Origin of the sequence: Olsenella uli (genome assembly GCF_901212675.1) — a bacterium.
GTDB classification, from domain to species: Bacteria; Actinomycetota; Coriobacteriia; order Coriobacteriales; family Atopobiaceae; genus Parolsenella; species Parolsenella uli_B.
Genome location: NZ_CAAKOQ010000036.1, coordinates 94,592 through 117,233, shown reverse-complemented (window position 1 = coordinate 117,233; position 22,642 = coordinate 94,592). Strand labels below are relative to the sequence as shown.

The 22,642-nt window shown below is 65.5% G+C and carries 18 protein-coding genes and 1 pseudogene; 9 read left to right on the top strand and 10 right to left on the bottom strand.

All coding sequences use genetic code 11. The features are described 5' to 3' along the window. Window positions 1-146: 146 nt before the first annotated feature. From EFAMC1_RS05105 to EFAMC1_RS05060, 9 genes are all read left to right on the top strand, one after another. The gene (locus EFAMC1_RS05105; RefSeq protein ID WP_154053230.1) at window positions 147-926 is read left to right on the top strand and encodes a mechanosensitive ion channel family protein; all 780 of its coding nucleotides are present in this window, start codon (window positions 147-149) and stop codon (window positions 924-926) included. Window positions 927-1,685: 759 nt separating this feature from the next. Beyond that, complete coding sequence (glmM, locus tag EFAMC1_RS05095) at window positions 1,686-3,017, top strand: phosphoglucosamine mutase (protein WP_154053228.1); 1,332 nt, start codon at window positions 1,686-1,688, stop codon at window positions 3,015-3,017. 231 nt (window positions 3,018-3,248) lie between these two features. Beyond that, window positions 3,249-4,004 (top strand): MurR/RpiR family transcriptional regulator, encoded by a 756-nt coding sequence (locus EFAMC1_RS05090; RefSeq protein WP_154053227.1) that lies wholly within the window; start codon window positions 3,249-3,251, stop codon window positions 4,002-4,004. 321 nt (window positions 4,005-4,325) lie between these two features. Beyond that, window positions 4,326-5,711: a sulfatase gene (locus EFAMC1_RS05085; protein ID WP_154053226.1), complete on the top strand. Its 1,386-nt coding sequence runs from the start codon at window positions 4,326-4,328 to the stop codon at window positions 5,709-5,711. 203 nt (window positions 5,712-5,914) lie between these two features. Continuing rightward, complete coding sequence (locus EFAMC1_RS05080; RefSeq protein WP_187324572.1) at window positions 5,915-6,844, top strand: PTS mannose/fructose/sorbose transporter subunit IIAB; 930 nt, start codon at window positions 5,915-5,917, stop codon at window positions 6,842-6,844. Between the two features lie 9 nt (window positions 6,845-6,853). After that, a complete protein-coding gene (locus EFAMC1_RS05075; protein WP_154053224.1) occupies window positions 6,854-7,681 on the top strand; it encodes a PTS mannose/fructose/sorbose/N-acetylgalactosamine transporter subunit IIC in 828 nt (275 codons plus the stop codon). Then, window positions 7,668-8,543: a PTS system mannose/fructose/sorbose family transporter subunit IID gene (locus tag EFAMC1_RS05070; RefSeq protein ID WP_154053223.1), complete on the top strand. Its 876-nt coding sequence runs from the start codon at window positions 7,668-7,670 to the stop codon at window positions 8,541-8,543. The genes EFAMC1_RS05075 and EFAMC1_RS05070 overlap by 14 nt, the downstream gene beginning before the upstream one ends. 11 nt (window positions 8,544-8,554) lie before the next feature. Next, a complete protein-coding gene (locus EFAMC1_RS05065) occupies window positions 8,555-10,204 on the top strand; it encodes a DUF3604 domain-containing protein (RefSeq protein WP_222838651.1) in 1,650 nt (549 codons plus the stop codon). 155 nt (window positions 10,205-10,359) lie between these two features. Further along, window positions 10,360-11,466 (top strand): radical SAM/SPASM domain-containing protein, encoded by a 1,107-nt coding sequence (locus EFAMC1_RS05060; protein ID WP_154053222.1) that lies wholly within the window; start codon window positions 10,360-10,362, stop codon window positions 11,464-11,466. 117 nt (window positions 11,467-11,583) lie between these two features. On the opposite strand, the gene EFAMC1_RS05055 is transcribed toward EFAMC1_RS05060, so the two are convergent. The 10 genes and pseudogenes from EFAMC1_RS05055 to EFAMC1_RS05010 all read right to left on the bottom strand — a co-directional run bounded on the left by EFAMC1_RS05055 (window position 11,584) and on the right by EFAMC1_RS05010 (window position 22,123). Further along, window positions 11,584-12,516, bottom strand: a complete 933-nt coding sequence (locus EFAMC1_RS05055) for a 1-phosphofructokinase family hexose kinase (RefSeq protein WP_154053221.1) — start codon at window positions 12,514-12,516, stop codon at window positions 11,584-11,586. A 52-nt stretch (window positions 12,517-12,568) separates the two neighbouring features. Beyond that, on the bottom strand, window positions 12,569-13,735 hold the full coding sequence (locus EFAMC1_RS05050; protein WP_154053220.1) for an SIS domain-containing protein: 1,167 nt from the start codon (window positions 13,733-13,735) through the stop codon (window positions 12,569-12,571). An 81-nt stretch (window positions 13,736-13,816) separates the two neighbouring features. Beyond that, entirely contained in the window at window positions 13,817-14,875 is a 1,059-nt protein-coding gene (locus EFAMC1_RS05045) for a galactitol-1-phosphate 5-dehydrogenase (protein WP_222838650.1), read from the bottom strand. A 181-nt stretch (window positions 14,876-15,056) separates the two neighbouring features. Further along, window positions 15,057-16,406, bottom strand: coding sequence for a PTS galactitol transporter subunit IIC (locus EFAMC1_RS05040; protein ID WP_154053219.1), 1,350 nt, complete (start codon window positions 16,404-16,406; stop codon window positions 15,057-15,059). A 25-nt stretch (window positions 16,407-16,431) separates the two neighbouring features. Continuing rightward, a complete protein-coding gene (gene gatB, locus EFAMC1_RS05035; protein WP_154053246.1) occupies window positions 16,432-16,713 on the bottom strand; it encodes a PTS galactitol transporter subunit IIB in 282 nt (93 codons plus the stop codon). Beyond that, entirely contained in the window at window positions 16,710-17,174 is a 465-nt protein-coding gene (locus tag EFAMC1_RS05030; RefSeq protein ID WP_154053218.1) for a PTS sugar transporter subunit IIA, read from the bottom strand. The genes gatB and EFAMC1_RS05030 overlap by 4 nt, the downstream gene beginning before the upstream one ends. Window positions 17,175-17,613: 439 nt before the next feature. Then, window positions 17,614-17,784: pseudogene (locus EFAMC1_RS11435) on the bottom strand (alpha/beta hydrolase fold domain-containing protein); the annotation flags it as partial. Window positions 17,785-17,878: 94 nt separating this feature from the next. After that, the gene (locus tag EFAMC1_RS05020; protein WP_187324571.1) at window positions 17,879-20,050 is read right to left on the bottom strand and encodes a BglG family transcription antiterminator; all 2,172 of its coding nucleotides are present in this window, start codon (window positions 20,048-20,050) and stop codon (window positions 17,879-17,881) included. Window positions 20,051-20,214: 164 nt separating this feature from the next. Next, the gene (locus tag EFAMC1_RS05015) at window positions 20,215-21,093 is read right to left on the bottom strand and encodes an aldose 1-epimerase family protein (protein ID WP_154053216.1); all 879 of its coding nucleotides are present in this window, start codon (window positions 21,091-21,093) and stop codon (window positions 20,215-20,217) included. 178 nt (window positions 21,094-21,271) lie between these two features. Further along, window positions 21,272-22,123, bottom strand: a complete 852-nt coding sequence (locus tag EFAMC1_RS05010; protein ID WP_154053215.1) for a ketose-bisphosphate aldolase — start codon at window positions 22,121-22,123, stop codon at window positions 21,272-21,274. Window positions 22,124-22,642: the final 519 nt, after the last annotated feature.

The following is a 22,642-nucleotide window of genomic DNA, read 5'->3' as shown; positions in this document are numbered from 1 at the left end:
CCTTCCGGATGATTTGTCACATTTTCGCCACGACCACCCTGCCCGTGACATATTTCCTTCCGGATGATTTGTCACACCGACGCGCCGCCTTCCGGGCGAGGCATCTCACCAGGTACCAGAGACCCAGCAACCATGAGGAGGAACACATGGAGGAGACGCTCAGCAAGACCGTGATCTTTGGCCTCACGGCGGACGACCTGCTTGTCCGGGCCGTCACGTTCGCGGTGGCCGTGGTGGTGGCCGCCGCCATCGCGCACGTGCTCACGAGGCTCCTGCGCCGCCTGCTTGACGCGAGCGACGTGCCCAGCGCGAGCATCTTCATCAACATCACCCGCGCGCTCGTGTGGGCGTTCTGCCTGCTCTCCGTGTTGCAGCCGGTCTTTGGGATCCAGCCCACGGCCTTCGTCACCGCCCTGGGCGTCACCTCCCTCGTCATCTCCTTCGGCCTTCAGGACACGGTCTCCAACGTCATCGGTGGGCTGGGCCTCATGGCGGGCAAGGTGGTGCAGCCGGGCGACCGCGTGGAGGTCTCGGGCTTCTCGGGCGAGGTGGTCGACGTCAACTGGCGCAGCACCACCGTGCGCGACCGTCTCGGCAACGAGCAGGTCATCCCCAACTCGGTGCTCAACAAGACCGCCCTCAAGCGCCTGAGCGCCGGGTCGGCCACCCTGTGCGAGGTCGACGTGGCCGTGGCGCTCGACGCGGACCTCGACACCGTGACGGCCCAGATCAAGGCTGCGGCCGAGGAGGCGCTGGCGGGCAGGCTCGCGGAGGGCCAGGCCACGGGCGTGTGTTTCCTCGGCTCGGATGCCTATGGCATCAGCTGTGCCATCTACCTGCACATCATTGATGAGGTGACGGGTGCGGCGGCCAAGGACGCCCTCATGCGCAAGCTCGCCGGCAGTCCCTGGCTGGCGCGCGCGTAGGGAGGCTTCGGAGCGGGCCGGAGCGTGGGTCGTGCGGACGCCCCCCCCCACCAGGAGCGTGTGTAGGAAAGCCCCCCCGAGTCGTCTCGAATGGGACCTCGACCCTGCCGCAGGAAGAAATCTCGGTTTCGGCCCCGCGCTTCCCGCAGACCCTGTCCTCGGCCTCGCGGGGCGTGAGCCTCGCGAGCGTGCGCGGCCTGCTCGCGCGGTCCGTCATCGGTTCGCCGCGCCCGGCGCGGGCGAGCCGCCTGCTGGCGGTCTGGCGGCCCGCGCCCATCTGCCTCGCGACCTCGCCGACGCCCTCGCCTCCCCGTATGCGGGCGACCATCGTCTCGCGCCCCCTGGGCGTGAGCCTCGCGTTGGGGTGCTGGCACATGGGAGGGCCCCTCTCGACGCCGCGGACCTGGACGATCCACAGCTTCGCGGGACCCTCCCTGTTTGTCACGCTCCGGGCGTAAACAACCTGTTGGCACTTAACAGCTAGCCGGGCGGCGTTGGGTGGCTGTGCGTCGACGCGCAAGTCGGTTGGTGCCAGCCCGCGCCGGCTCGCCCAAATCCCCCACTTGCGGCGATTCGCCGTTTTTCCGCGCCCGTCGGAGCCGCGCCTGCACCCGGGCGCATAATGGTTGGCACATGCAACGCGGGCGCATGGGGCGCCTGCGGGGACGCGCGTGCTCGGTGCTAGGACGGCCGACGCATCCCACGGCCCGGCGGCGTCCGCGCAACCGGGCTGACCTGCAGCCAACCGAGGAGATTGCTATGAAGTACTTTGGTACAGACGGCTTCCGCGGCCGTGCCAACGAGGGCCTCACCGTCGACCACGCCTTCAAGATCGGGCGCTTCGTGGGCTGGTACTACGGCCTGCACGAGGGTCGCAAGGCCAAGGTGGTCATCGGCAAGGACACGCGTCGCTCAAGCTACATGTTCGAGTACGCGCTGGGCGCGGGCCTTGTGGCCTCCGGCGCCGACGCCTACCTGCTCCACGTCACCACCACGCCGTCCGTGAGCTACGTGGTGCGCAGTGAGGACTTCGACTGCGGCATTATGATCACCGCCTCGCACAATCCCTACACTGACAACGGCATCAAGCTCATCAACTCGGGCGGCTATAAGATGGAGCCCGAGGTGCTCGAGCGGGTCGAGGCTTACATCGACGGCAAGAGCGACGTGCCGCTGGCCACGGGCGAGGACATCGGTCGCACGATCGACTACGTCGAGGGCCGCAACCGCTACATCGGCTTCCTCATCAGCTCGGCGAGTTTCTCGCTGCATGGCTACCGCATTGGCCTCGACTGCGCCAACGGTGCCTCCACGCCCATCGCCAAGGGCGTGTTCGACGCGCTGGGCGCCAAGACCTACGTGGTCTCCAACGAGCCCAACGGCTTCAACATCAACCGCGGCTGCGGCTCCACCCACATCGAGCAGCTCCAGAACCTCGTGAACGAGAAGGGCCTCGACGTGGGCTTTGCCTACGACGGCGACGCCGACCGCTGCATCGCGGTGGACGAGCACGGCAAGGTGGCCGACGGCGACCTCATCATGTACGCCTGCGGCTCCTACATGCACAAGCTCGGGCAGCTCGCCAAGGACACCGTGGTCACCACCGTCATGAGCAACCTGGGCCTCTACAAGGCGCTGCAGCGCGAGGGCATCTCCTACGAGCAGACGCCGGTGGGTGACAAGTACGTCTCGGCCTGCATGGTCGAGAACGGCTACTCGCTCGGCGGCGAGCAGAGCGGGCACGTGATCTTCTCCAAGTACAGCGCCACGGGCGACGGCATCAACACGAGCCTGCGCGTGATGGAGGCCATAATCGGCTCCAAGAAGACGCTGGGCGAGCTCACCGAGCCGGTCAAGATCTACCCGCAGCTGCTCAAGAACGTCGTGGTGCCCGACAAGAACGCCGTCATGGCCGACGAACGCGTGAAGGCGGCCGTCGCCAACGTGGAGACGGCGCTCGAGGGCGAGGGCCGGGCCGTCGTGCGCGCGAGCGGCACCGAGCCCATGGTCCGCGTGATGGTGGAGGCCGCGACCCCGGCCATCTGCGAGCAGTACGTCGACGAGGTCGTGAAGGTAATCGAGAGCCTCTGACGCGGCTGTCCGGCCCGCCGTCAGCATTCCTCCCCTCGGGGTCACTTTGCTTTGCAAAGTCCCTGAGCCCCTCGGTCCGGAATGCTGGCGGCGGGCCTGCGTTGACGGGAGGGCTCTCGATGGCCGGCTGCGGCGGGCTGGCTTGGACGGGGTCGAACGGCTGTGCTTCTTGTGATTGTTGGGAGGGGTGGGGAGTTGGGAAATGACCCGATAGGTCGGCTTGAGCGGGGTATGGAGGCGTTTACGCCTTCGGAGGCCGCGGCGGCCCGGTACTTCCTGGCCAACCCCTCCTCCGTCGTGAACAAGACCATCTCCAAGGTGGCCGAGGAGGCGGGCCTCGCCAGCACCTCTATCATGCGAATGTGCCAGCGGGCGGGCTACAGCGGCTATGCCGAGTTTCGCTTCTCGATGAACCGCTACCTGCTCTCTCGCGACGGCGGGGCGGGCGAGAGCTCAAAGCCGGCGGATAGCCTCGCGTTCCTTGCCGACGCCTATGCGCTCTATGCGCGCAAGCTTGCCGACGGCGTCGACCGAGACCAGCTGCGCCGCCTGGCCGAGACCATCGCCCGTGCACGGCGAATCAGCATATGGGGTGCAAACCGCACCTACGAGAGCGTCATGCAGCTCTCCATCAGGCTCATGCGCATCGGCATCTTCAATCAGACGACGTCCGACCCTCAGGTCATGGATGACATCTCCACCATCCTCGGCGAGGGTGACCTCTGCATCGTCATCTCGCTGAACGGACGGGGAAATCGCTCGTACGGCTCGCTCATGGGGTCGCTTCGCGACCGCGGGTGCACGGTCGTCCTCATCACGATGAACCCAAAGATCGCCTGTGCCCAGAAGGCCAGCGAGACGGTCGTCCTGCCGTGGATCAGCAACGACTTTGCCTCGCGCCATGCGCTCGAGGACCAGGTCGTGGTCTTTCTCTACCTGGAATGCCTGCTTCGCGAGGTGGCCTCCATAGCCGGGGCGAACGAGTAGCTGCGCTTGGATACTGGCTCCACCTTCGCCACGTGTGTCGCTTCACGCTACCTTCGCTTATCAAACGGCTGCTGTCTGACTTGACCGCGCCGGCGGATGATTCCCGTCCGACTTGAAGCTCGCTGTCTGTCTGCCGCTCGGGCCCCATTGCCTCCCGTTGGCCGGAAAATATTCCATATACCGAGAGGAAATAATGTCGAAACAGTAGACTGGTATTGTTTCCAATAAATCCATGGAACTTTTTCCATAGTTCTCCTCCGGTACCGATGCCTGCTGGCCGAGCATACCGGTTCGAGACAGGCCACGGCCAAGGGAGCGCCCATGAACGTCCTGTACCTGCATACGCACGACACGGGATGCGTCGTCTCGCCCTATGGCTATGCGGTCGACACACCCAATATGCAGGCGCTTGCCGAGGACGGTCTGCTGTTCGAGCACGCCTTTAGCGTGGCGCCCACCTGCTCGCCCAGCCGGGCGGGCCTCCTGACCGGTACGTACCCGCACCAGAACGGCATGCTGGGTCTGGCGCAGCGTGGCTTTGAGCTCGACGCCTCCAAGCACCTGGCCCACGTGTTGGCAGGTGCCGGGTGGCGCAGTGTTCTCTGTGGCGTGCAGCACGAGGTTGGTTACTACACCGACCACGCCCTTGCGCTTAGAACGCTTGGCTACGAGGAGGACATCACCGCCGACGCGACGCCCTATGCCGAGCGCGACCTCGTGGCGTGGGACGCCGAGAACGCCCGCAACCTCGTGCGTTGGCTCGAGGCCTATGACGGGAAGCGCCCCTTCTTCGTCTCCTTTGGCCAGCATGCCACGCACCGTGCCTGGCCCGAGCCGGCCTCGGGGGCGGCCGACTATGCCCGCCCGCCGGTCAACATCGCAAACAACGAGGTCACACGCGAGGACTACGCGGGCTTCCTGGCAAGCGCGCGCTTGGCGGACGAAAACGTGGGCCTCGTCATCGACGCGCTCAAGCGGACGGGGCACTACGACGACACGGTCGTCCTGCTCACCACCGACCACGGCCTTGCCTTCCCGTTCGAGAAGTGCACCCTTTCCGACGCGGGTGTGGGCGTGCTTATGGCGATTCGCGTGCCGGGCGCCACGCTGGCACGTCGCACGTTCGAGGGTCTCGTCTCCCACATTGACGTCGTACCTACGCTGCTCGACCTCCTGGGGATCGACAAGCCCGCCTACCTCGAGGGACGGAGTCTCGCCGCGCTCTTCTCGGGCGAGGAGGTCCCCGGTGACGACGCGGTCTTTGCCGAGGTCAACTTCCACACCTCCTACGAGCCCATCCGCTCCGTGCGCACCGAGCGCTACAAGTACGTGCGCTGCTTCGACGAGGGATGGCTGCGCGTCAACCGGTCGAACGTGGACGGCTCGCCCACGAAGGACTTCTACGAGGCCCACGGGCTCGCCGACGTCACCAAGGACGCCGAGGCCCTCTACGACCTCTACTACGACACCTTCGAGACGAACGACGTGGCAGGCGACGAGCGCTACGCGTCCATGCTTGCGGACATGCGCACCCGGCTGCGGGCGTTCATGGAGAGGACCCACGACCCGCTGCTCAAGGGGCCAATCGCCATCAAGCCCACATGGAAGGTGAATCGTCGGGAGTGCGTGGCCGCCGGTTCGAGGGACCCGTCCGACTACGAGAGCCTCGGCGGGCACTTCACGGTGCGCGAGCGCGGCATGGCGTAGGGCAACCGGGCCGGCGGGCGCAGGAGTCCGTCCGCATCGTTTTCATCGCTTCTTGCGGGCGGCACCGGCGGTTGGCCCCATAGTCCGGCAAGCGTGGACAACGGCCGTGGGGGCACGGAAGGCGTGAAAGGAAGGGCGGGTGCAAGCCCGCGCGGGGCGTCGTGGGGCAATCCCAGCGACGCGAAAGGGAAGGGAGGAGAGCCTTGGACGCAATCGTCTTGGTAGGACACGGAGGACTGCCCGAGGCGCTGAAGGGCTCCGTGGGCATGATCGCGGGCGAGCGTGACGACATCCTCACGGTTAGCCTGGCTGTCGAGGATGGCCCCGACGACCTCGAGCGCAAGCTCTCGGCACTCGACGAGCGCCTGGCTGGGTCGGAGCACGTACAGGTCTTCGCGGACCTGTTCGGCGGCTCGCCCTGCAACGCTGCGCTCAAGCGCTATGCGGACGACGACCGCGTGAGCATCGTCTCCGGGGCCAACCTGCCGATGGTGGTCACGGCTGCCATCCAGGGAGCGGACGCGAAGACGCTCATCGCCGAGGGGCGCGCGGGCATCCGCGACGTCAAGGCCGCGGCCCGCGGCGAGGAGGAGCCCGACGCTGTGCCAGCGCCGGTTCCGTCTGCTCCGGCACCGGCATCTGACGAGCCGCATCAGATCGTCGGCGTGCGCGTCGACGCCCGCGGCATCCACGGTCAGGTGGCGACGGCCTGGGTGCCGCGCCTCGACGTGACGCGCATCGTGGTCATCGACGACCTCGCCGTGCGCGACGAGACGCAGAAGATGGCACTCAAGGTGGCCAAGCCCATCTCGGTGAAGCTCTCGATCCTCACGCCGGCCAAGGCCGTCGAGCGCCTGAGCGATGAGCACGCCTATCCCGGCGAGCGTGTCTTCGTGGTGCTGCCACATGTGGTCACCCTGCGCGAGCTCGACCGGCTGGGCTACGACTTCGACGTCGTGAATATGGGCAACGTCCCCAATCGGCCCGGCACGACGGCGTACGCAAACACCGTCCACCTCACCGCCGACGAGGCAGAAGCCGTCCGCGAGGTCGCCGCAAAGGGCACGCGCTTTACCCAGCGCCAGGTCCCGGCAGATCCCGAGAATGACTTCACCCAGGCGCTCAATCGATAGGAGGAGACCATGGCACTTTGGCAGGCGGCCCTCATCGGCCTGTTCGCATACCTTGGCCGCAACCAGGTTCCCTGGCTGTGCGGCACCACCGGTGGCTGGTACGGCATCGGCAGGCCCCTCGTCGCGGGCCTCATCTGCGGCATCATCCTTGGCGACGTCACCGGCGGCGTGCTGTGCGGCGTGGCCGTGCAGGCGCTCTTCATCGGCCAGATCACGCCCGGCGGTGCGGTCCCGTCTGACCTCAACCTGGCGGCCTTCATCGGCATCCCGCTGGCCCTGGCCGCGGGCGGCAACTCCGACATGGCCGTGACGCTCGCCATCCCGCTGGGCGCTCTGGGCGTGGCCCTGCACAACTTAACGATGACGTTCAACGCCATCTGGCCGCACCGCGCCGACAGGTGCGCCGAGGCCGGGGATGCCCGCGGCATCCGCGTTGCCAACATCAACGGCCAGATCATCGAGTTCGTCGAGCGCTTCTTCATCGTGGCCGCCACGTGCTACCTGGGCGCCCCCTTTGCCGAGGGCCTCTTCGCGGCCCTGCCGCCGGTGGTGCTCAGCTGGCTGGCCGTTGGCGGCAAGATGCTGCCCGCCCTGGGCTTCGCCATCCTGCTCAACCAGATCATCCAGGAGAAGTGGATGGTCTTCCTGTTCATCTTCGGCTGGGTCATCGCCTCGTCGTTCGGCGTCACCACGACGTCGCTCGTGTTCGTCGCCATCGCGTTTGCCCTCATCTACGTGATGGCCCGCTATAGCGGCAAGGGCGCGGGTCCGGCCGTCGCCGCAGCCGCCGCCGCATCCGCCATCGAGGACGAGGAGGGCAACTATGAGGAGCGCTAACGACCAGGCGACTACCACGACCGCCACGAGCGAGACCGCATCCAAGCGCCACGAGGTACACCTGTCCAAGCACGACGTCTCCGTCGCCTCCTGGCGTTGGGCGTTCTTCAGCCTGAGCTCGCAGAACTACGAGCGCATGCAGGGCACGCCCTTCTGCCACAGCCTCTCGGGCGCGCTCGAGAAGCTCTACGGCGACGACAAGAAGGGCCTCTCCGAGGCACTCAAACGCAACATGACCTTCTTCAACACCGAGCCGCAGCTGGGCTCCGTCATCCCGGGCATCACGCTGGCCCTCGAGGAGGAGAAGGCCAACGACCCGAGCTTCGACGAGGAGATCATCAGCTCCACGAAGAACGCCCTTATGGGGCCCTTCGCCGGCATTGGGGACTCGGTGCTCGTGGGCACGCTCAACCCGATCCTGCTCTCCATCGGCATCGGCCTCTCCACGGGCGGCTCGCCCGTGGGCCCCATCGTGTTTCTGGCGCTGTGGTGCGGCATCGTGGTCCCGCTCAAGTATTTCCTGTTCGTGCGCGGCTACTCGCTGGGCCTCGACGCGGTGAAGCTGCTCACCAACGCCGAGCTCAAGGACAAGATCACCACGGCCCTCACCATCGTGGGCCTCATCGTGATCGGTGGCGTGGCGGCCACCACCATCAAGGCGCCCATCACGTGGGTCTACACGGCAGGCGACATGAAGATCGCAATCCAGGACATCCTGGACAAGATCATGCCCAACCTCGTGCCGCTCGTCGTGGCCGTCGTGAGCTACCTGCTCATCTCCAAGCGCGGCTGGAGTGCCAACAAACTGCTGGTGGGCATACTCGTCTTCGCGGCCATCATGGTCGCGCTCGGAATCATGTAGGGGGAGACCAGGTGGCAAACGAGGCGACGGAATCGAAGTATCGTCCCATCGGCCCCCATCGCGTCGAGGTCAGGGGCCATGCGGACGAGAGCGGCTATACCAGCTTCATCACCGACCTGCACCTCAACCTTCATCCGGGGCAGATCGACGAGCTTGAGAGGTGGTTTGAGCACTGCGAGCGCGTGAGCGACTTCTTCACGCTTGCGTACTATCCCTACCACGTGGTGAAGGTGTCGGACTCCTTCTCCACCGAGGCCGAGATAGACCCCGAGCCCATGCGCGAGCAGTGGGGGCGCATCTGCGACTTCCTGCGCAACCGCGAGGAGTCCGACGGCTTCGTGAGCCTGCCGGGCTTCGAGTGGCAGGGCACGGGCGAGGATGGCGACCACAACGTCTACTTCAAGACGGGCGGTGACATCGAGCTGCCGGTACGATATCAGCAGCTGGTGGAGGACTACCGTGGCCAGGACGTCATCGGCATCCCGCACCACTTGGCCTACTCGCTGGGCAACCGCGGCAAGAACTGGGCCACGCACGACGAGACGTTCTCGCCGTTCGTGGAGACGTTCTCACACCACGGTAGCTCGGAGCGCGGCGAGACCTCCATTCCCATGGAGCGTCACATCCACATGGGACCGCGCGTGGACGAGACGAGTGTGGTGGCCGGCATCAAGCGCGGTTATCACTTCGGCATCATCTGCTCGGGCGACAACCACGAAGTGCCGGCCATGGTGCGCTACGGCCGTGCCGGCGTGTGGGCGGCAGACTACAGCAAGGACGCGATTTGGGACGCGCTCGTGTCTCGGCGCGTGTACGGCTTCACGGGCCCGCGCGTCGACGTGTATGCCGAGGCCGAGGGCCATCCTTTGGGGTCGGTGTTCTCGACGGCCTCCGACGAGGTTGCCATCGACGTGCGGGCCGCGGCGGCAAGCAAGGTGGAGCGCATCGAGCTCTACCGCGACGGCGACCTGGCCGACGTGCACGTGGTGCCTTGGCCCGAGCTGGGGGCGGCAGGCACGCCCGGTGCGGCCGACGCCGTGGCGTCGGCGGGTGCGACCATGCGCTTCAAGTTCCGCGTCGAGTTTGGCTGGGGTCCCAACGTCAAGTACTTCCCCGAGGCCACGAGCAAGCTCTGGCAGGGCTCGCTCGAGACCGAGGGTCGCGTCGTGAGCGTCGAGCCCGTGTTCTCGAGCTTCGAGAATCGCTTCGAGGTGGTGGGCAAGCGGCGCGTCGAGTTCACGGCAAAGTCTCAGAAGACGAGCGGCACGCACTGGATGGGCGACAGCGCCATGCGCACGGAGGGCTTCGTCTTTGAGCTCGAGGCGCCCGTCGACGGCGACGTGAGGCTCTCGGTGTCCGGGCGTGACTTCGCGTGGCCCGTCCGCAAGATCTTGGCCGGCAGCTTCCTCGAGGTCTTCGAGGACGAGGCCAAGCGGCTCGTTGAGCAGGCCGGGCATCCCGCGGAGTTCTATCGCAGTGATGCGTGGTACCACAACGCCTACAAGCTCAAGGTGCACCAGGGATTCCTGGCCGACCAGTACGAGGTGGCCACGAGCTTCTCCGTGAGGCCCGAGGCGCGCGAACACAGCTGGTTTGCCAAGGTCGTCCAGGCCGACGGTCAGACCGCCTGGGCCTCGCCGATCTGGATCACGAAGGAATAGCTCACCTTTGGGGCCCGACTGCCACTTGGCGTCGGGCCCCTCTTTTGGGTGCCGACTCGCGGATGCGGGCAAGAACTTGGGCCAGGTGGTCCGCCGGGAGGAGGCCCGCAGAGCCGGAAGAATGGGCGCGCGGCCCGTCGGCGTACAATGTCATCATGACCAAACACATCAGCTTCCTCATCAAGCCAGCATCCTCGGCGTGCAACATGCGGTGCCGCTACTGCTTCTATCACGACGTGGCAGAGCATCGCGAGCATGCGGTCACCTCTCGCATGAGTGCCGCGACCGCCCACGCGATCATCGACAAGGCGCTTGCCCTCGCGCCGGACGCGCAGGTGGCCTTTGCCTTCCAGGGCGGCGAACCCACGCTGGCGGGTCTGCCGTTCTTCCGGGACTTCGTTGCCTACGTTGAGGCGCATCACGAGAGCCAGACGGTCACGTACGCCCTCCAGACCAACGGCCTTGCCGTGGCGGCCGACCCCGCGTGGGCCGACTTTCTGGCCAGGCATCGCTTCCTCGTGGGCGTGTCGGTGGACGGCACCAAGGACATCCACGACTACCTGCGCCCGGACGCGGCAGGTGCGGGGACGTACGGTCGCATCATGAGGGCCATCGCGCGTCTCAAGGACGACGGCGTCGAGTTCAACGTGCTCACGGTGCTGACCGACCAGCTGGCCAAGCATCCCCAGCAGGCGTTTCGGTTCCTCATGCGCGAGCGCGTCGACTACGTGCAGTACATTCCCTGCCTGCCGGGACTGGGGGAACAGGCGGACGAGTACTCGCTCACGCCCCACGCCTTCGCGGGCTTCTATCGCGCGCTGCTCGACCAGTGGCTGCGCGAGCTCGAACGCGGGCACTACATCTCGGTGGGGCTCTTCGATGACATCATGGGCATGAGCCTGGGCCGCCGTCCCGTCCAGTGCGGCATGCTGGGGCAATGCGCGCCGCAGTTCGTGGTCGAGGGCAACGGCGACGTGTTTCCCTGTGACTTCTATGCCCTCGACGAGTGGCGCTGCGGCAACGTCACGCGCGACTCGCTCGAGGACATGGCGACCTGCGATGCCGTGCGGCGCTTCCTTGCCGAGCCCCGCCGCCCGTGCTCCGCCTGCGCGACCTGCCCCTTCGAGGGCATGTGCCACCGCAACTGCAAGCGCCTGAACATCGCCTACTACGACGATGCCTACTGCGGCTACCGCGAGTTTCTCGAGTATGGCTACCAGCGCCTTGCCTGGGCGGCGCGCCTCATCACGCGGGCGCGGTGAGGACGGCGCGCCGTTTGCGAACGCCACCGCCCACAAACGGCGCGGCCCGTCGCAACCAAGGCGACGAGCCGCGTGTCGTTTCTCCGCAGGCCGAGCGTGGCTTCTCGTGCGCTGTCCCTAGATCCTCTCGACGGTGGTCTGGGCCCGCAGCCGCTCGGCAACCTCGAGCTCGAAGTTGCCCGTGCTGGGCGTGAGGCAGTTGGCGCTCGCGCAGGCCATGGCATAGCGCAGGCGCTCGGGCAGCGAGAGGCCGCGCGCGGTCGCCACGGAGAATGCGCCCACAAGCGTGTCGCCCGAACCAACCGTGTTCACGACCTCGATCTTTGGTGCCGTGCCGCGGAACTCCCCGTCCGCACAGCTCATGATTGCCCCGTCGCCGCCAAGGGAGACGACGACGATCTCCACCCCATGCTGCTCGCGAACCTCGCGTGCTGCGGCGACGATCTCGTCGAGTGAGCTGGGTTTGCGCCCAAGAATCGCCGCGATTTCGTCCGTGTTGGGCTTGATCATTGCCGGCCGCGCGCAAAGGCTCTCCGTGAGCAGCTTGCCCGACGTATCAAGGATGACGGGTTTTCCCGCCTTGCGCACGATGCCGATAAGGCGCGCGTACACGTTGTCGTCCGCGCCCGCCGGCACGCTGCCGTCGATGGTCACGACGTCGCTCCTGCCCGCCAACTCGCGCACCTTGTCCTCGACTGCGGCGACGTCGGCCACCGTGACCTCGCGGCCCGGCTCGAGGAACTCGGTCGACGTCCCGTTGGCGTCAAGCACATTGATGCAGCAGCGCGTCTCGTTGGCGACGGTCACGAAGTCGTGGCGGATGCCGTCCGCGTCGAGCAGGCTGCGCAGCAGCTCGCCGTTGTGGCCGCCCACGAATCCCGTCGCGATGACGTCCTCCCCACAGGTCGCCACCGCGCGGCTCGCGTTGAGGCCCTTGCCGCCAGCCGTGTCGTGGGCGTCGGCGACGCGCATGACCGACCCCACCTCAAGCCCCTGGGCGATGCGGTACGCCTTGTCAATGGATGCGTTGAGCGTGACAGTGGTAATCATGGACGGCCTTTCTCGACTTTGGGATTGGAAAACGGCTGCGCCCGAGAGGGCGTTATACGACAAAGGGATGGATGGTCACCCCGTGGACCACGCGTGTGACTTGGCCCGTGGGGCTAGGTGTATCGGGTGTGTCGTCCACGCGAATCGAGTTGTGCAGGGCGATTGTCTGCCCAAAGATCACGAACGGCAGAACGAGGTAGCCATCGGGGAGCGCCTCCTCGCCAGAGAGGTCGAACGACGTGCCGCCAAAGAGCTCGCCCGTATCCTGCTCGATTGCAACCACGCGTTTGCAGATGCCATCCGCCTTGATTTCGTTGAGCATGTCGAGGTCGTACTGGCGGGTGTAGTGATCGTTGCTGACAAAAAGAAAGACGAGAGTGCTGGCGTCTACGAAGCTCTTGGGCCCATGTCGGTAACCCATCGAGGTCCCAAACGACGTGGCCGTCTCTCCGGCGGCAAGCTCGAGGATCTTGAGCTGGGCCTCCTGGGCGAGGCCCCCGAGGGCTCCGGACCCGAGGTATGTGACACGGGAGAAGTCACCCTCGACGTAGGAAGAGACCTGCTCCTCTCGCCTCAGGACATCCCTTCCCAGTCGAGAAGCGGCTTCGACCCACGCGCGCTTGCTGTCGTCGTCACTGGGGTCAAACAGCAAGGTGGCGAGCAGATACATGCAAGAATAGCTGCCCGTCATGGCGAAGCCGTCGTCATTCGCCTTGGGGAGCAGCAGCGTGAGGGCGTCGGGGTCGTTCTGCATCTCGGTGGCAAGGCGGCCGTCGGGCGCGCAGGTGATGTTAAGGAATTTGACCGAGGTGCACACCGTGCGCACCACCTCGATTGCGGCGAGGCTCTCGGGGCTATTGCCGGAACGCGCGAACGAGACGAGGACGGTCGGGTCGTCGGGGCTCAGGAACTGGGTGGGGGCGGACACGAGGTCGGTCGAGGCGACCGGCTTGAAGTCGAAGCCGTGGCCACGCACGACCGAGCGCAGGTAGGGGGAGCAGGTGTTGCCGACGTACTCCGAGGAGCCGGCGCCCGTGAACACGACGGTGACGCGTCCTCCCTCGGCTGGTCGCGCGCTCTCGAGAAACGCCCTGACCTCCTCGGCATGTTGGGCATAGACGTCGAATGTGTCCAGCCAGATGTCCGGCTGCTGGATTATCTCGGAGGTGGTCGCGTAGGCCCCGAGCTCCTCGAGCTCCGCGGCGCTCTTCTCAAACATAGGTGCCCCTTTCGTGGAAGTGGTGCTGATGGGTGGCGCGACTCCCGGTGGGGAGGCGCGCCAGAGAGCTTGGAGAGGACCCTAGGCCTCGGAATCGATGAGGATTTTGCCCTTCACAGCGCCAGGCGTCCGATACATGTCAAACGCCTCGTCGATCTTCGAGAGGGGGAACTTCTTGAAGACGAGCCCTTCGTCGAACTTTATCATACCTGTTGCATAAGCCTCGGCAGTGAGCGACCACTCGTGGCCGGGGAACGGGGCGGAGTAGCTCATCCAGGAGCCCGTCATCGCGAACTCCTTGCGGTTGATGCACTCCCACTCGTCCACGGTGAACGAGATCTCCTTCTTGGGCGTGCCGATGAAGCAGATCTGCGCCTTGTTGGCGGCCAGGTCGAAGGCCATCTTCATCGTGGGCGTCGCACCGGCCGTCTCGAAGAGGTAGTCGTACCCGCGACCGTCCGTGAGGGCCAAGGCCTGCTCGCGATAGTCCTTGTCAAGCGTGTTGACGCCGGCGGTCGCGCCCATCTTCTTGGCGAACTCGAGGCGCTCGGGAACGATGTCGAAGACGGTCACCTCGCGGGCGCCGAAGGCCTTGGCCCACATCGCCGTGAGGATGCCGATGGTGCCGCCGCCGAGCACCGCTACGGTGTGGCCGCCCTTGAAGTCGAGGCGCTCGATGCCATGGAGGGCGATGGTGGTCGGCTCGAAGAGTGCCGCCTGCTCGAAGGTGACCTCGTCGGCGAACTTCACGGTGTTGAGCTCGGGCACGCAGACGTACTCGGCAAAGCTGCCGAACTGGCGAGAGCCCACGAAGCTGTAGTGCTTGCAGAGCGAGAAGTCGCCGCGCTTGCAGTCGTCGCACTCCATGCAGGGCACGAGGGGCACGCCCGCCACGCGGTCTCCCGGCTTCACGCTCGTGACCCCCTCGCCAACCTCGGCGACCGTGCCGGAGAACTCATGGCCCAAGACGTTGGGGAAGTAGTGGCAGGCGGTGCCGAGCACGCGCGGTACGTCGGAGCCGCAGATGCCGGTGTACTTGACCTTCACGAGCACCTCGCCCGCCTTGGGCGTGGGCTTCTCGATCTCCTCGTAGCGGATGTCGTCCTTGGCGTGCACGACGCCGGCCTTCATGGTGGTCATGATTGTTCCTTTCCTGGGGTTTTGAGACGCGACGTCCCAGACACCCCTTTTCAGGTGACACGACAGGTGGTCTTTAGTTGTCGAATGGGTGGGAATCGTTGGCCAGGTGGCCGAGAAAAGCTGAGGTTCGGGAGGCGACGGTCGGATTAGGGGAGGCTGCGGCCCTCCTGGGTGGAGCCGGCTACTGCTGAGCGTCCTTCTCGAGCTCGGCGCGGCGCTTGTTGGAGAGACGGACCGTGAACACGAGGCTGACCACGTAGATGGCGGCCACGGCCACGAGCCCTGCGACGTTCTGGAGCGTGAGACACTGGGTCACGATGTAGGTGATGGGGTTGCCGCCCTGGTCGAGCGCGGCGATCGTAGAGTTGGGATCGATGGATCCCGTGGCGATGCCAAGCGCGGTAAGCCAGGGAATTGTCTGGTTGGTGATCCAGATGGTCAGCGCCATGATGATGAGGCCGGAGAACAGGGTGCGGAAGAGGTTGCCCCTGTGCACGCCCACGGCCATGGCGATGAAGAAGCCGATGGTGGCGAGATCGGCGAAGGGCAACACGCGGTTGCCCGGGATCAGTACGGCAAGCAGCAGGGTGAGCGGGATGAAGATGAGCCCGGCGGTGACGACCTGCGAGTCACCGAGCAGGATCGCGGGGTCAAGGCCGATGTAGAACTTCTCGCCGTTGAAGTGCTTGTTCATGAGCTCCTTGGCGCGCTCGGAGAGCGGCAGGAGGCCGTCCATGATGCACCTGACGACCTTGGGCATGAGGATCATCACCGCAGACATGTTCACGCCCAGGGGCAGTGCGCTCTTGGGGTCATAGCCCGCGAGGAATCCGATGCCGGCGCCAAGGATGAAGCCAATCACGACGGGCTCACCAAACACCCCCACGCGCTCCTGAAGCGTGCCGGCGTTGATGTCGATGTCACGGACGCCGGGGATGCGGTCCATGACCCAGTCGACGACGCAGGCGATGGGACCCATGGTGGCCGAGGTGCCGTGCGGGACGGTGATGCCGTCAAGCTCGAAGTAGTCCTCCATAATCGGCACCCAGAGGTCGCCGAGCTTGTAGGCGATGACCGCGTGGATCGCCACGCCGAGCAGGCCAAGCGCGAAGTTGCCGGTCACGGTGGAGACGATGGCGCCGGTGAACGTCATGTGCCAGATGTTCCAGATGTCGATGTTGACCGTGCGAGTGAGCTTGAGCGCGAGCATGACGACGTTGATGGCGATGGCGAGGGGAATGGCGACCATGGCGACGCTGGAGGCCCAGGTGATGGGCGAGGCGCCCGGCCAGCCGATGTCGACGACGGAGAGCGAGAGGCCAAAGCGCTTGCTCATGGCCGCGGCGGCGGGACCGAGCTGGTCGTTCATGAGGTTGACGATGAGGCCGAGGCCTACGAAGCCCACGCCGATCATGAGGCCGGCACGGATGGCCTTCCCGGGCTTGACGCCGAGGATGATGCTGAGGACCGCGATGATGATCGGGAGCATCACGGATGCGCCCATGTCAACGATGTACTGGATGACCCACATGATGTGCTCCTTACGGGGGCGGGGTTTACTTGTTCAGGACGTCCAGGATGGCCTTCTCGGTCTTCTCGACGCCGACTCCCGAGATGAACGGCATGCCCGTGATGAGGGGGATGCCGTAGTCGCGTTTGACCCTCGAGGTGGTGACGATGAGGCTCGTCCCGTCGAGGTTCGACTCGATCTCGGAGATGCGGCACTGGCAGATCTCGACGTCGATGCCGTTGTTCTTGGCGAGCTCCACGACCTTGTTCGCGGCGATGGTGCTGGTTGCGACGGCACCTCCGCAGGCGACGATGACCTTCTTGTTCACAGTGACTCCTCCTTGGCACGGATGGTTTCGATGACGGCGCGTGCGTCGGTGCACTCGAGAAGCGTCTCGAGGACCTTGCGATCCTGGATGACGGTGACGATGCGTTGCAAGAGCTCCAGGTGGGCCTTGGGATCGACGACGGCGAGCATGAACACGAGGCTCACGTCGACGGGGTCCTCGGTGCCCATCTGGATGAATCGAACGTGGTTGTTGAGGCGGGCGATTGCCAACCCGGCCTTCTTGACGTGACTCACGTCCGTGTGGGGAATCGCGATTCCCACCCCGTCGATGTCGAGCCCGGTCGGGTACTCGGCCTCGCGGGCCACGAGGGCGTCGATGTACGTCGACTTCGCGTACCCCTCCTGGATGAGCCTTCCGCCCACCTCGCTCATGACGTCCGTCGACGTCTGCGCCTCGACGGAGGGCAGTATCAACGGCTCTGTCAGTTCCTCCCAAATCATGTCCGTACCTCTTCCCTTCCCGCACTTCGGCGGTGTCCGGTCCGGCGGTGTCCGGGCCTCCGCCCTTGCGCTGACCCCATGGTATGGACGAGCTTTTCGGGCAGACAGAAAAAAGCCTTTCACGTTCCGTGAAGGGCTCTGTTCTATGCCGTTGAGCTGGAAAGACGCGATTTGCCTCGTGATGGCTGGAACATCGTTTGATCCTGTTTTGGCCCTGTTTTCCTGCCACTTTGCCGCTTGCCGACGCTTTGCTACCGCTCGCGTCCGGCTCGGCCCCCGCGAGTCGTTGACGGGGCGAGGTCTGTCCTCCCACGTGCTGCCAGAGGGCCGCGATGCGGGAGTTGGGCTCTCGCGCCAGCTTTCTGAGCTCGCGGGCGAGGTCAAGGCAGAGGTCCTCCGCTTGGGGACGCGACCCCAGTAGCTCAAGGGACCCGTGGTCGCAACCCCCATAGCGGACGATCCTCGCCGGAGCCCCGAGGACCTCAAGGCGCGTGGCAAACTGCTCCCCCTGGAGGCGGAGGTAGTCAAACTCCGAGGTCACGATCGTTGTTGGGGGAAACCGGGAGAGCGTCCCGATTGCGGCGGGGAGAGCCGAGGCGCACGGGTCCATTGGTGCTATGGGTGACCGTTCACCAGCAATATTCGACCGTTTACCAATTAGATTCTATTGTGATTGGTGATAACGCGTGCGCAGCTTCCACCGCTCAGGCAACGGTGCCGTACTCGTAACGCTCGAGAATGCCGGTAATCTCGGACGGAGACGAGGCGTCGTGCAGCTCCTGCTTGAACTTTGGGTCCCGAATCATGTTAACGAGCGAGAAGAGGGCCTTGAGGTGGGTCTTCTTGTCCGCCGCAGCAAGGCAGCAGACGAACTCGACCGGGTCGAAGTCGCCCGCCCCAAAGCTGACGGGCTCGGCAAGGCGCACGAAGCTCATGCCGGTCTCCACGGCGCCCTTGTTGAGGCCCTCGTGCGGCATGGCAAAGCCAGGTGACAGCACCACGTAGGGGCCATTCTCGCGAATGTTCTCGATCATCGCCTCGATATAGCGCGGCTCGATGTAGCCCTCGGAGAGCAGCGGCTCGGCGGAGACCCTCACGGTCTCCTCCCAGGTGTTTGTCCGCTTGTCGAGGAGGATGTGGCTCGGGATGAGCAGCTGGGGGAGGTAGGGGGCAAAGACCTCGTCCGCGCCGGCGCCGGAGCGCTCCTCGAAGTAATGGCGAACGGCGCGGCGAATCCTTCGTATGAGCAGGGGAGCCAGGTCCTCCGGGGCGACCTCGTGGACGATGGGGGATAGGACGCAGATGAGGTTTTTCGCCTCGTCCGGCTCGTCGTCGACGTGGGTGGGGAGGTTGCGGCTGTTGCGCAGGGCGTCCGCCTTGGCCGCCACACGCACGACATCGTTGTCGTCGAGGAGGGGTGACACGTGGACTGACTCGATGCGGCAGGTGTCCAATGGCACCGTGGTGACCACCATGTCGACCTCGCTGGGCTTAAGGTCCTTGACCTCATGCGAGGCGACGGCTCGCACGATGTCGAAGTCAAAGTGACGGCGGAGCTTCTCGAGCAGAAGCTGGGACGTCCCGATGCCGCCGTTGCATGCGATTGCGATGCGCAACCGGGTCTCGCGATTGTGCTTGCGCTCTATCGCGGCGCAGACGTGGAGCGCGATGTAGCCGGTCTCCAGATCCGTGAGCTCGCGTCCGGCGAAGCTGCGCAGGATCGCGTCTCGCCTGCGCACAGCATTGATGATGCTCTGGTTCTCGGCAATCGCGCGGCGGATCACCGGCGTGTCCGGATACTCGACGGGCACGGGCCGCATCGTGGACTCGAGGTGGCTTGCGAGCATCTCGAACAGGTCGAAGTCGCTGTTGAGGTCCTCGCCAAGCTCCTCGGATATCCTCGCGATGAACTGGCGGGTCACGAGCTGGACGAGAGGCGCGTCGTCCTGGTCCGCCTCCTGGCGCAGGTACTGCATGCGGGAGAGGAGGCTTGAGAGGGCGAGCGCCTCGTCGCGGCCCGCCTCGATGTCGCAGTATTGGGAGACGAAGCGCACGATGTCGAGCGCCATGGGAAACCAGCTGTTCTCGGCGAGGTCCTGCGGCTCGACGGGCTCGCCCATGCCGCAGCGGCTCACCATGATGCGCAGGTAGCGCACAACCTCCTTGAATGACTCCCCCGTGAGCCAGCGGGCGTGGCCCGTCTCCTGCTCGGTGACGATCTTGCTGATGACCTTTGGGTTGCCGGCAAGCAGTGCCGGCGGCGAGAAGACCCCACCTGCTGTCGTGGTCGTCTTGCCTGACGGCGCCAGGGGACCGGCAGGGTCCGCGTCGCCAAGGGACGGGCGCTCTGCGAAGGAGCTGCTCACGTCCGGCTTCGTGTCGACGTCGCTCTCGCGGAGCAAAAACAGCCTGCGCACACTCTCAGGCCCGTCGACGCGCAGGCCGCGGCTTGGGTGCGAGACCACCGTCAGCCCGCTCGCGCCGATGAGTCCCTTCGTGTGCTCCAGATCGTTGATGATGGTGCCGCGACTCACGAGCAGGGCGTCTGCCAGGTTGGAGAGCGTGAGGTAGCCCTGGTAATTTGCGAGCATGAGGGCCTCGGCACGGACTCGCTCTGGGGGCGTGAGCCGCCACTCGTAGAGGTCCGTCGGTGCCAGCTGGGGCAATGCCTGCGAGAGGTCATCGGGCGTGCTCAGCGTGCCGCCACGCCCGATCTCTATTGGAGAGCAGCCCAGGCGGCCGAGCTCTGCGTTGAGCGACTTGAGGTCGTTGCGAACGGTCCGCTGCGACACGCCGAAATGCTGCGCGAGCACGGCGAGGCTCGCCTGCCTGCCGCTTGCGACTTCGCGTGCTATGTCAGCGATCCGCGTGTTCATGGTCAGAATGATACTTGCACGTCTCATCTTTTGCCCGGCACTTCGAGGGGCGCATCGGGCGGGGGCTTAGGTCCGGGTCTTCATTTTTCGGAGTGCGGCCCCGGGACGGACGTGCCGGGGCCGCACCTGTCACGTTGCAAGGGGTGGCTTGACCCTAGGGAAGCCTAGAAGACCTCTATCGTGAACTCGCGCTCGATTGTCTCGCCGGGCTGAGCCACGAGGCAGCCGCGCTTGTGCTCGAGCACGTCGTCCTCGTCCGAGCAGGTGGAGAGGCCGCCCCAGGGCTCGACGGCGACGAAGTCGCCTGCCGGCTTGCTCCAGACGATGAGGTAGGGGAACTTGGGGAACGTCAGGCGGACGCCGAGCGAGCCGTCGGCGTTCTCGAGGGTGGCGGCGCGGCTCTCCAGCGTGTCGTAGATTGTCTCGGCCGGATCGAAGAGCTCATGCGTGATGGCGAGCACGCGGCCATGCTGCGGCGCCTCCAGCCGGTGCTCGACGTCGATGAGCCCCGTGTCGACCTCGGGCGTGGGCACGGTGCGGGACTCGTCCTTCTCGAAGACCACGCGGTAGTCCTCATAGCGCTCGCCCGGGAGGACGGGAACGCGAAATGCGGGGTGGCCTCCGATGAAGAAGGGCATGGGCTCGCTGCCGGTGTTGGTGGTCGCATACGTCACGCGCACCGTGGGGCCCTCGAGCGCATAGTGCGACTCGAAGTGGAACGGGAAGGGGTACTGCTCGAGTAGGGTCGGGGTGCTCTCGAGCGCAAAGGTGATGTCCCTGTCGCTGTGCAGGACGAGCTGAAACTCCTGCTTGCGGGCAAAGCCGTGGCGTGCAAGCGCAACCTGCTTTCCGGAAAGCGTCGTGGCCTTGCCATCGCGGAGGCCCCCGCACACCGGGAAGCAGATGGGCGCCTGGCCCGTCCAGACCGCCGGGTCAGGTTGCCAGAGCCGCTCCCTGCCCTCGGGGTCCTTGATCGACGTGAACGTGCCGCCAAGCGTAGTGAAGCCCAGTGTAAGCATACCGTTGGAAAGCGTGTACTCCATGACGAGCTACCTCCAGCCAGTTACTTAGAGAAGCCCCAACCCGCGCGCGTCCACGGCCCGGGCTTCCGCAACGTTACCGTAGGTCCTCTGGCACATTCCGAAGGAAGGGGCTTAGGGACTTTACGAAGCAAAGTGACCCCGACCGGAGGAATGTGCCAGAGGGCCGTGCGACCGTGTCCTACGCCCGGCCCGTGGAGCCGAGGTTATCCATGTGGTCACCGACGATCTTGGTGATGTTGGCCATGCCCACCTTGGCCGGCTTCTTGGGATCGAAGCAGCCGGGGTTCTCGGCCATGTACTCCATGAAGCCCTTGGTAAAGACCTGACGCAGCTCGGTGGCGTAGTTCACCTTGCAGATGCCGTTTTGGATCGCCTCGGCCACCTGGTCGTCGGGCACGCCGGAGGTGCCGTGCAGCACCAGCGGGATGTCGAGCTTGGAGCGAATCTCCTTCAAGATCTCCTGCTCGATGTGCGGGGTGCCCTTGTAGACGCCATGTGCCGTTCCCACGCCCACCGCGAGGCTCGTGCAGCCGGTGCGCTCGACGAACTCGACGGCCTCATCGGGGTCGGTGAAGGGGTTCTCCTTGCCGGCGTCGGGGCCGTCGTCCTCCTTGCCGCCGACTTTGCCGAGCTCGGCCTCGACGGGCACGCCCATGGCCAGGCCAGCCTTGGCGACCGGCGCGGTCACGGCGATGTTCTCCTCGAAGGGCACGTGAGAGCCGTCGATCATGACGGAGGTGTAGCCTACGCGAAGGGCCTGCATGCAGCGGTCGTAGCCGTCGCCGTGGTCGAGGTGCAGGGCCACGGGGACGTCGGTCTGCGCGGCCGCGGCGGCGACGAGCGCGTGGAAGTACTCGAGGCTCGCGTACTTCACGGTGCCCGGCGTGGTCTGCATGATGACGGGGGACTTGCGCTCCTCCGCGGCGGCGAGCACGGCCATGACGAACTCGAGGTTCTCGACGTTGAACGCGCCGATGGCGTAGTGGCCCCGCTGGGCCTCGAGCATCATTTCCTTGGTGGTGACAAGCATGGCGTTTCCCTTCTGCCGGGCCCGCGGTCGGACCATCCCGGCGTCGCGAGTCGCTGCGCCGGGGATTGCTGATGCCTAGATTCTATGGGACGAAGGGGACGACTCCGGGCCGTCCGGACGGGCTTTGCGCCGCTCTCGGCGAAAGCAAAGCTAAGCCCCGCGTACATGGGGTATGGCCAGTGGGCCGTCTCCGATTCGAAGGCCTTTGCGAGCCAAGTCCCGCGTATGTGGGGCGTGGGGCGAGAGGGCCCTGCGCGCACAGGTGATTCTCGGGATTCGACCCTGCCGTTCGCCACCGGACTGGCTTGGGCGCGGATTCCGCTGGGGAAGCGAATCGAAGGCTTGTCCCACCTTCTCTGCAGATTGAGAAAAAGAAAGAAACGAAAGCTCTTTACTTGTCAAAAAAGAAGGAAAAAGAAAGATACACCATCATAAAATCTACATGATTGAATGACAACTTCGTGAATAGGTGGCGACCATGACGAGAGCCCTGGCATCGAAAAGGCGGGTACCGAAGGA

What these genes read in the sequence shown, in the direction of transcription:
- EFAMC1_RS05020 (WP_187324571.1), bottom strand. Translation starts at nt 20,050, where the DNA reads ATGAACACGCGGATCGCTGACATAGCACGCGAAGTCGCAAGCGGCAGG.
- EFAMC1_RS05055 (WP_154053221.1), bottom strand. Translation starts at nt 12,516, where the DNA reads ATGATTACCACTGTCACGCTCAACGCATCCATTGACAAGGCGTACCGC.
- EFAMC1_RS05015 (WP_154053216.1), bottom strand. Translation starts at nt 21,093, where the DNA reads ATGGAGTACACGCTTTCCAACGGTATGCTTACACTGGGCTTCACTACG.
- EFAMC1_RS05030 (WP_154053218.1), bottom strand. Translation starts at nt 17,174, where the DNA reads ATGATTTGGGAGGAACTGACAGAGCCGTTGATACTGCCCTCCGTCGAG.
- EFAMC1_RS05060 (WP_154053222.1), top strand. Translation starts at nt 10,360, where the DNA reads ATGACCAAACACATCAGCTTCCTCATCAAGCCAGCATCCTCGGCGTGC.
- EFAMC1_RS05010 (WP_154053215.1), bottom strand. Translation starts at nt 22,123, where the DNA reads ATGCTTGTCACCACCAAGGAAATGATGCTCGAGGCCCAGCGGGGCCAC.
- EFAMC1_RS05085 (WP_154053226.1), top strand. Translation starts at nt 4,326, where the DNA reads ATGAACGTCCTGTACCTGCATACGCACGACACGGGATGCGTCGTCTCG.
- EFAMC1_RS05105 (WP_154053230.1), top strand. Translation starts at nt 147, where the DNA reads ATGGAGGAGACGCTCAGCAAGACCGTGATCTTTGGCCTCACGGCGGAC.
- EFAMC1_RS05040 (WP_154053219.1), bottom strand. Translation starts at nt 16,406, where the DNA reads ATGTGGGTCATCCAGTACATCGTTGACATGGGCGCATCCGTGATGCTC.
- EFAMC1_RS05090 (WP_154053227.1), top strand. Translation starts at nt 3,249, where the DNA reads ATGGAGGCGTTTACGCCTTCGGAGGCCGCGGCGGCCCGGTACTTCCTG.
- EFAMC1_RS05050 (WP_154053220.1), bottom strand. Translation starts at nt 13,735, where the DNA reads ATGTTTGAGAAGAGCGCCGCGGAGCTCGAGGAGCTCGGGGCCTACGCG.
- glmM (WP_154053228.1), top strand. Translation starts at nt 1,686, where the DNA reads ATGAAGTACTTTGGTACAGACGGCTTCCGCGGCCGTGCCAACGAGGGC.
- EFAMC1_RS05070 (WP_154053223.1), top strand. Translation starts at nt 7,668, where the DNA reads ATGAGGAGCGCTAACGACCAGGCGACTACCACGACCGCCACGAGCGAG.
- EFAMC1_RS05075 (WP_154053224.1), top strand. Translation starts at nt 6,854, where the DNA reads ATGGCACTTTGGCAGGCGGCCCTCATCGGCCTGTTCGCATACCTTGGC.
- EFAMC1_RS05045 (WP_222838650.1), bottom strand. Translation starts at nt 14,875, where the DNA reads ATGACCACCATGAAGGCCGGCGTCGTGCACGCCAAGGACGACATCCGC.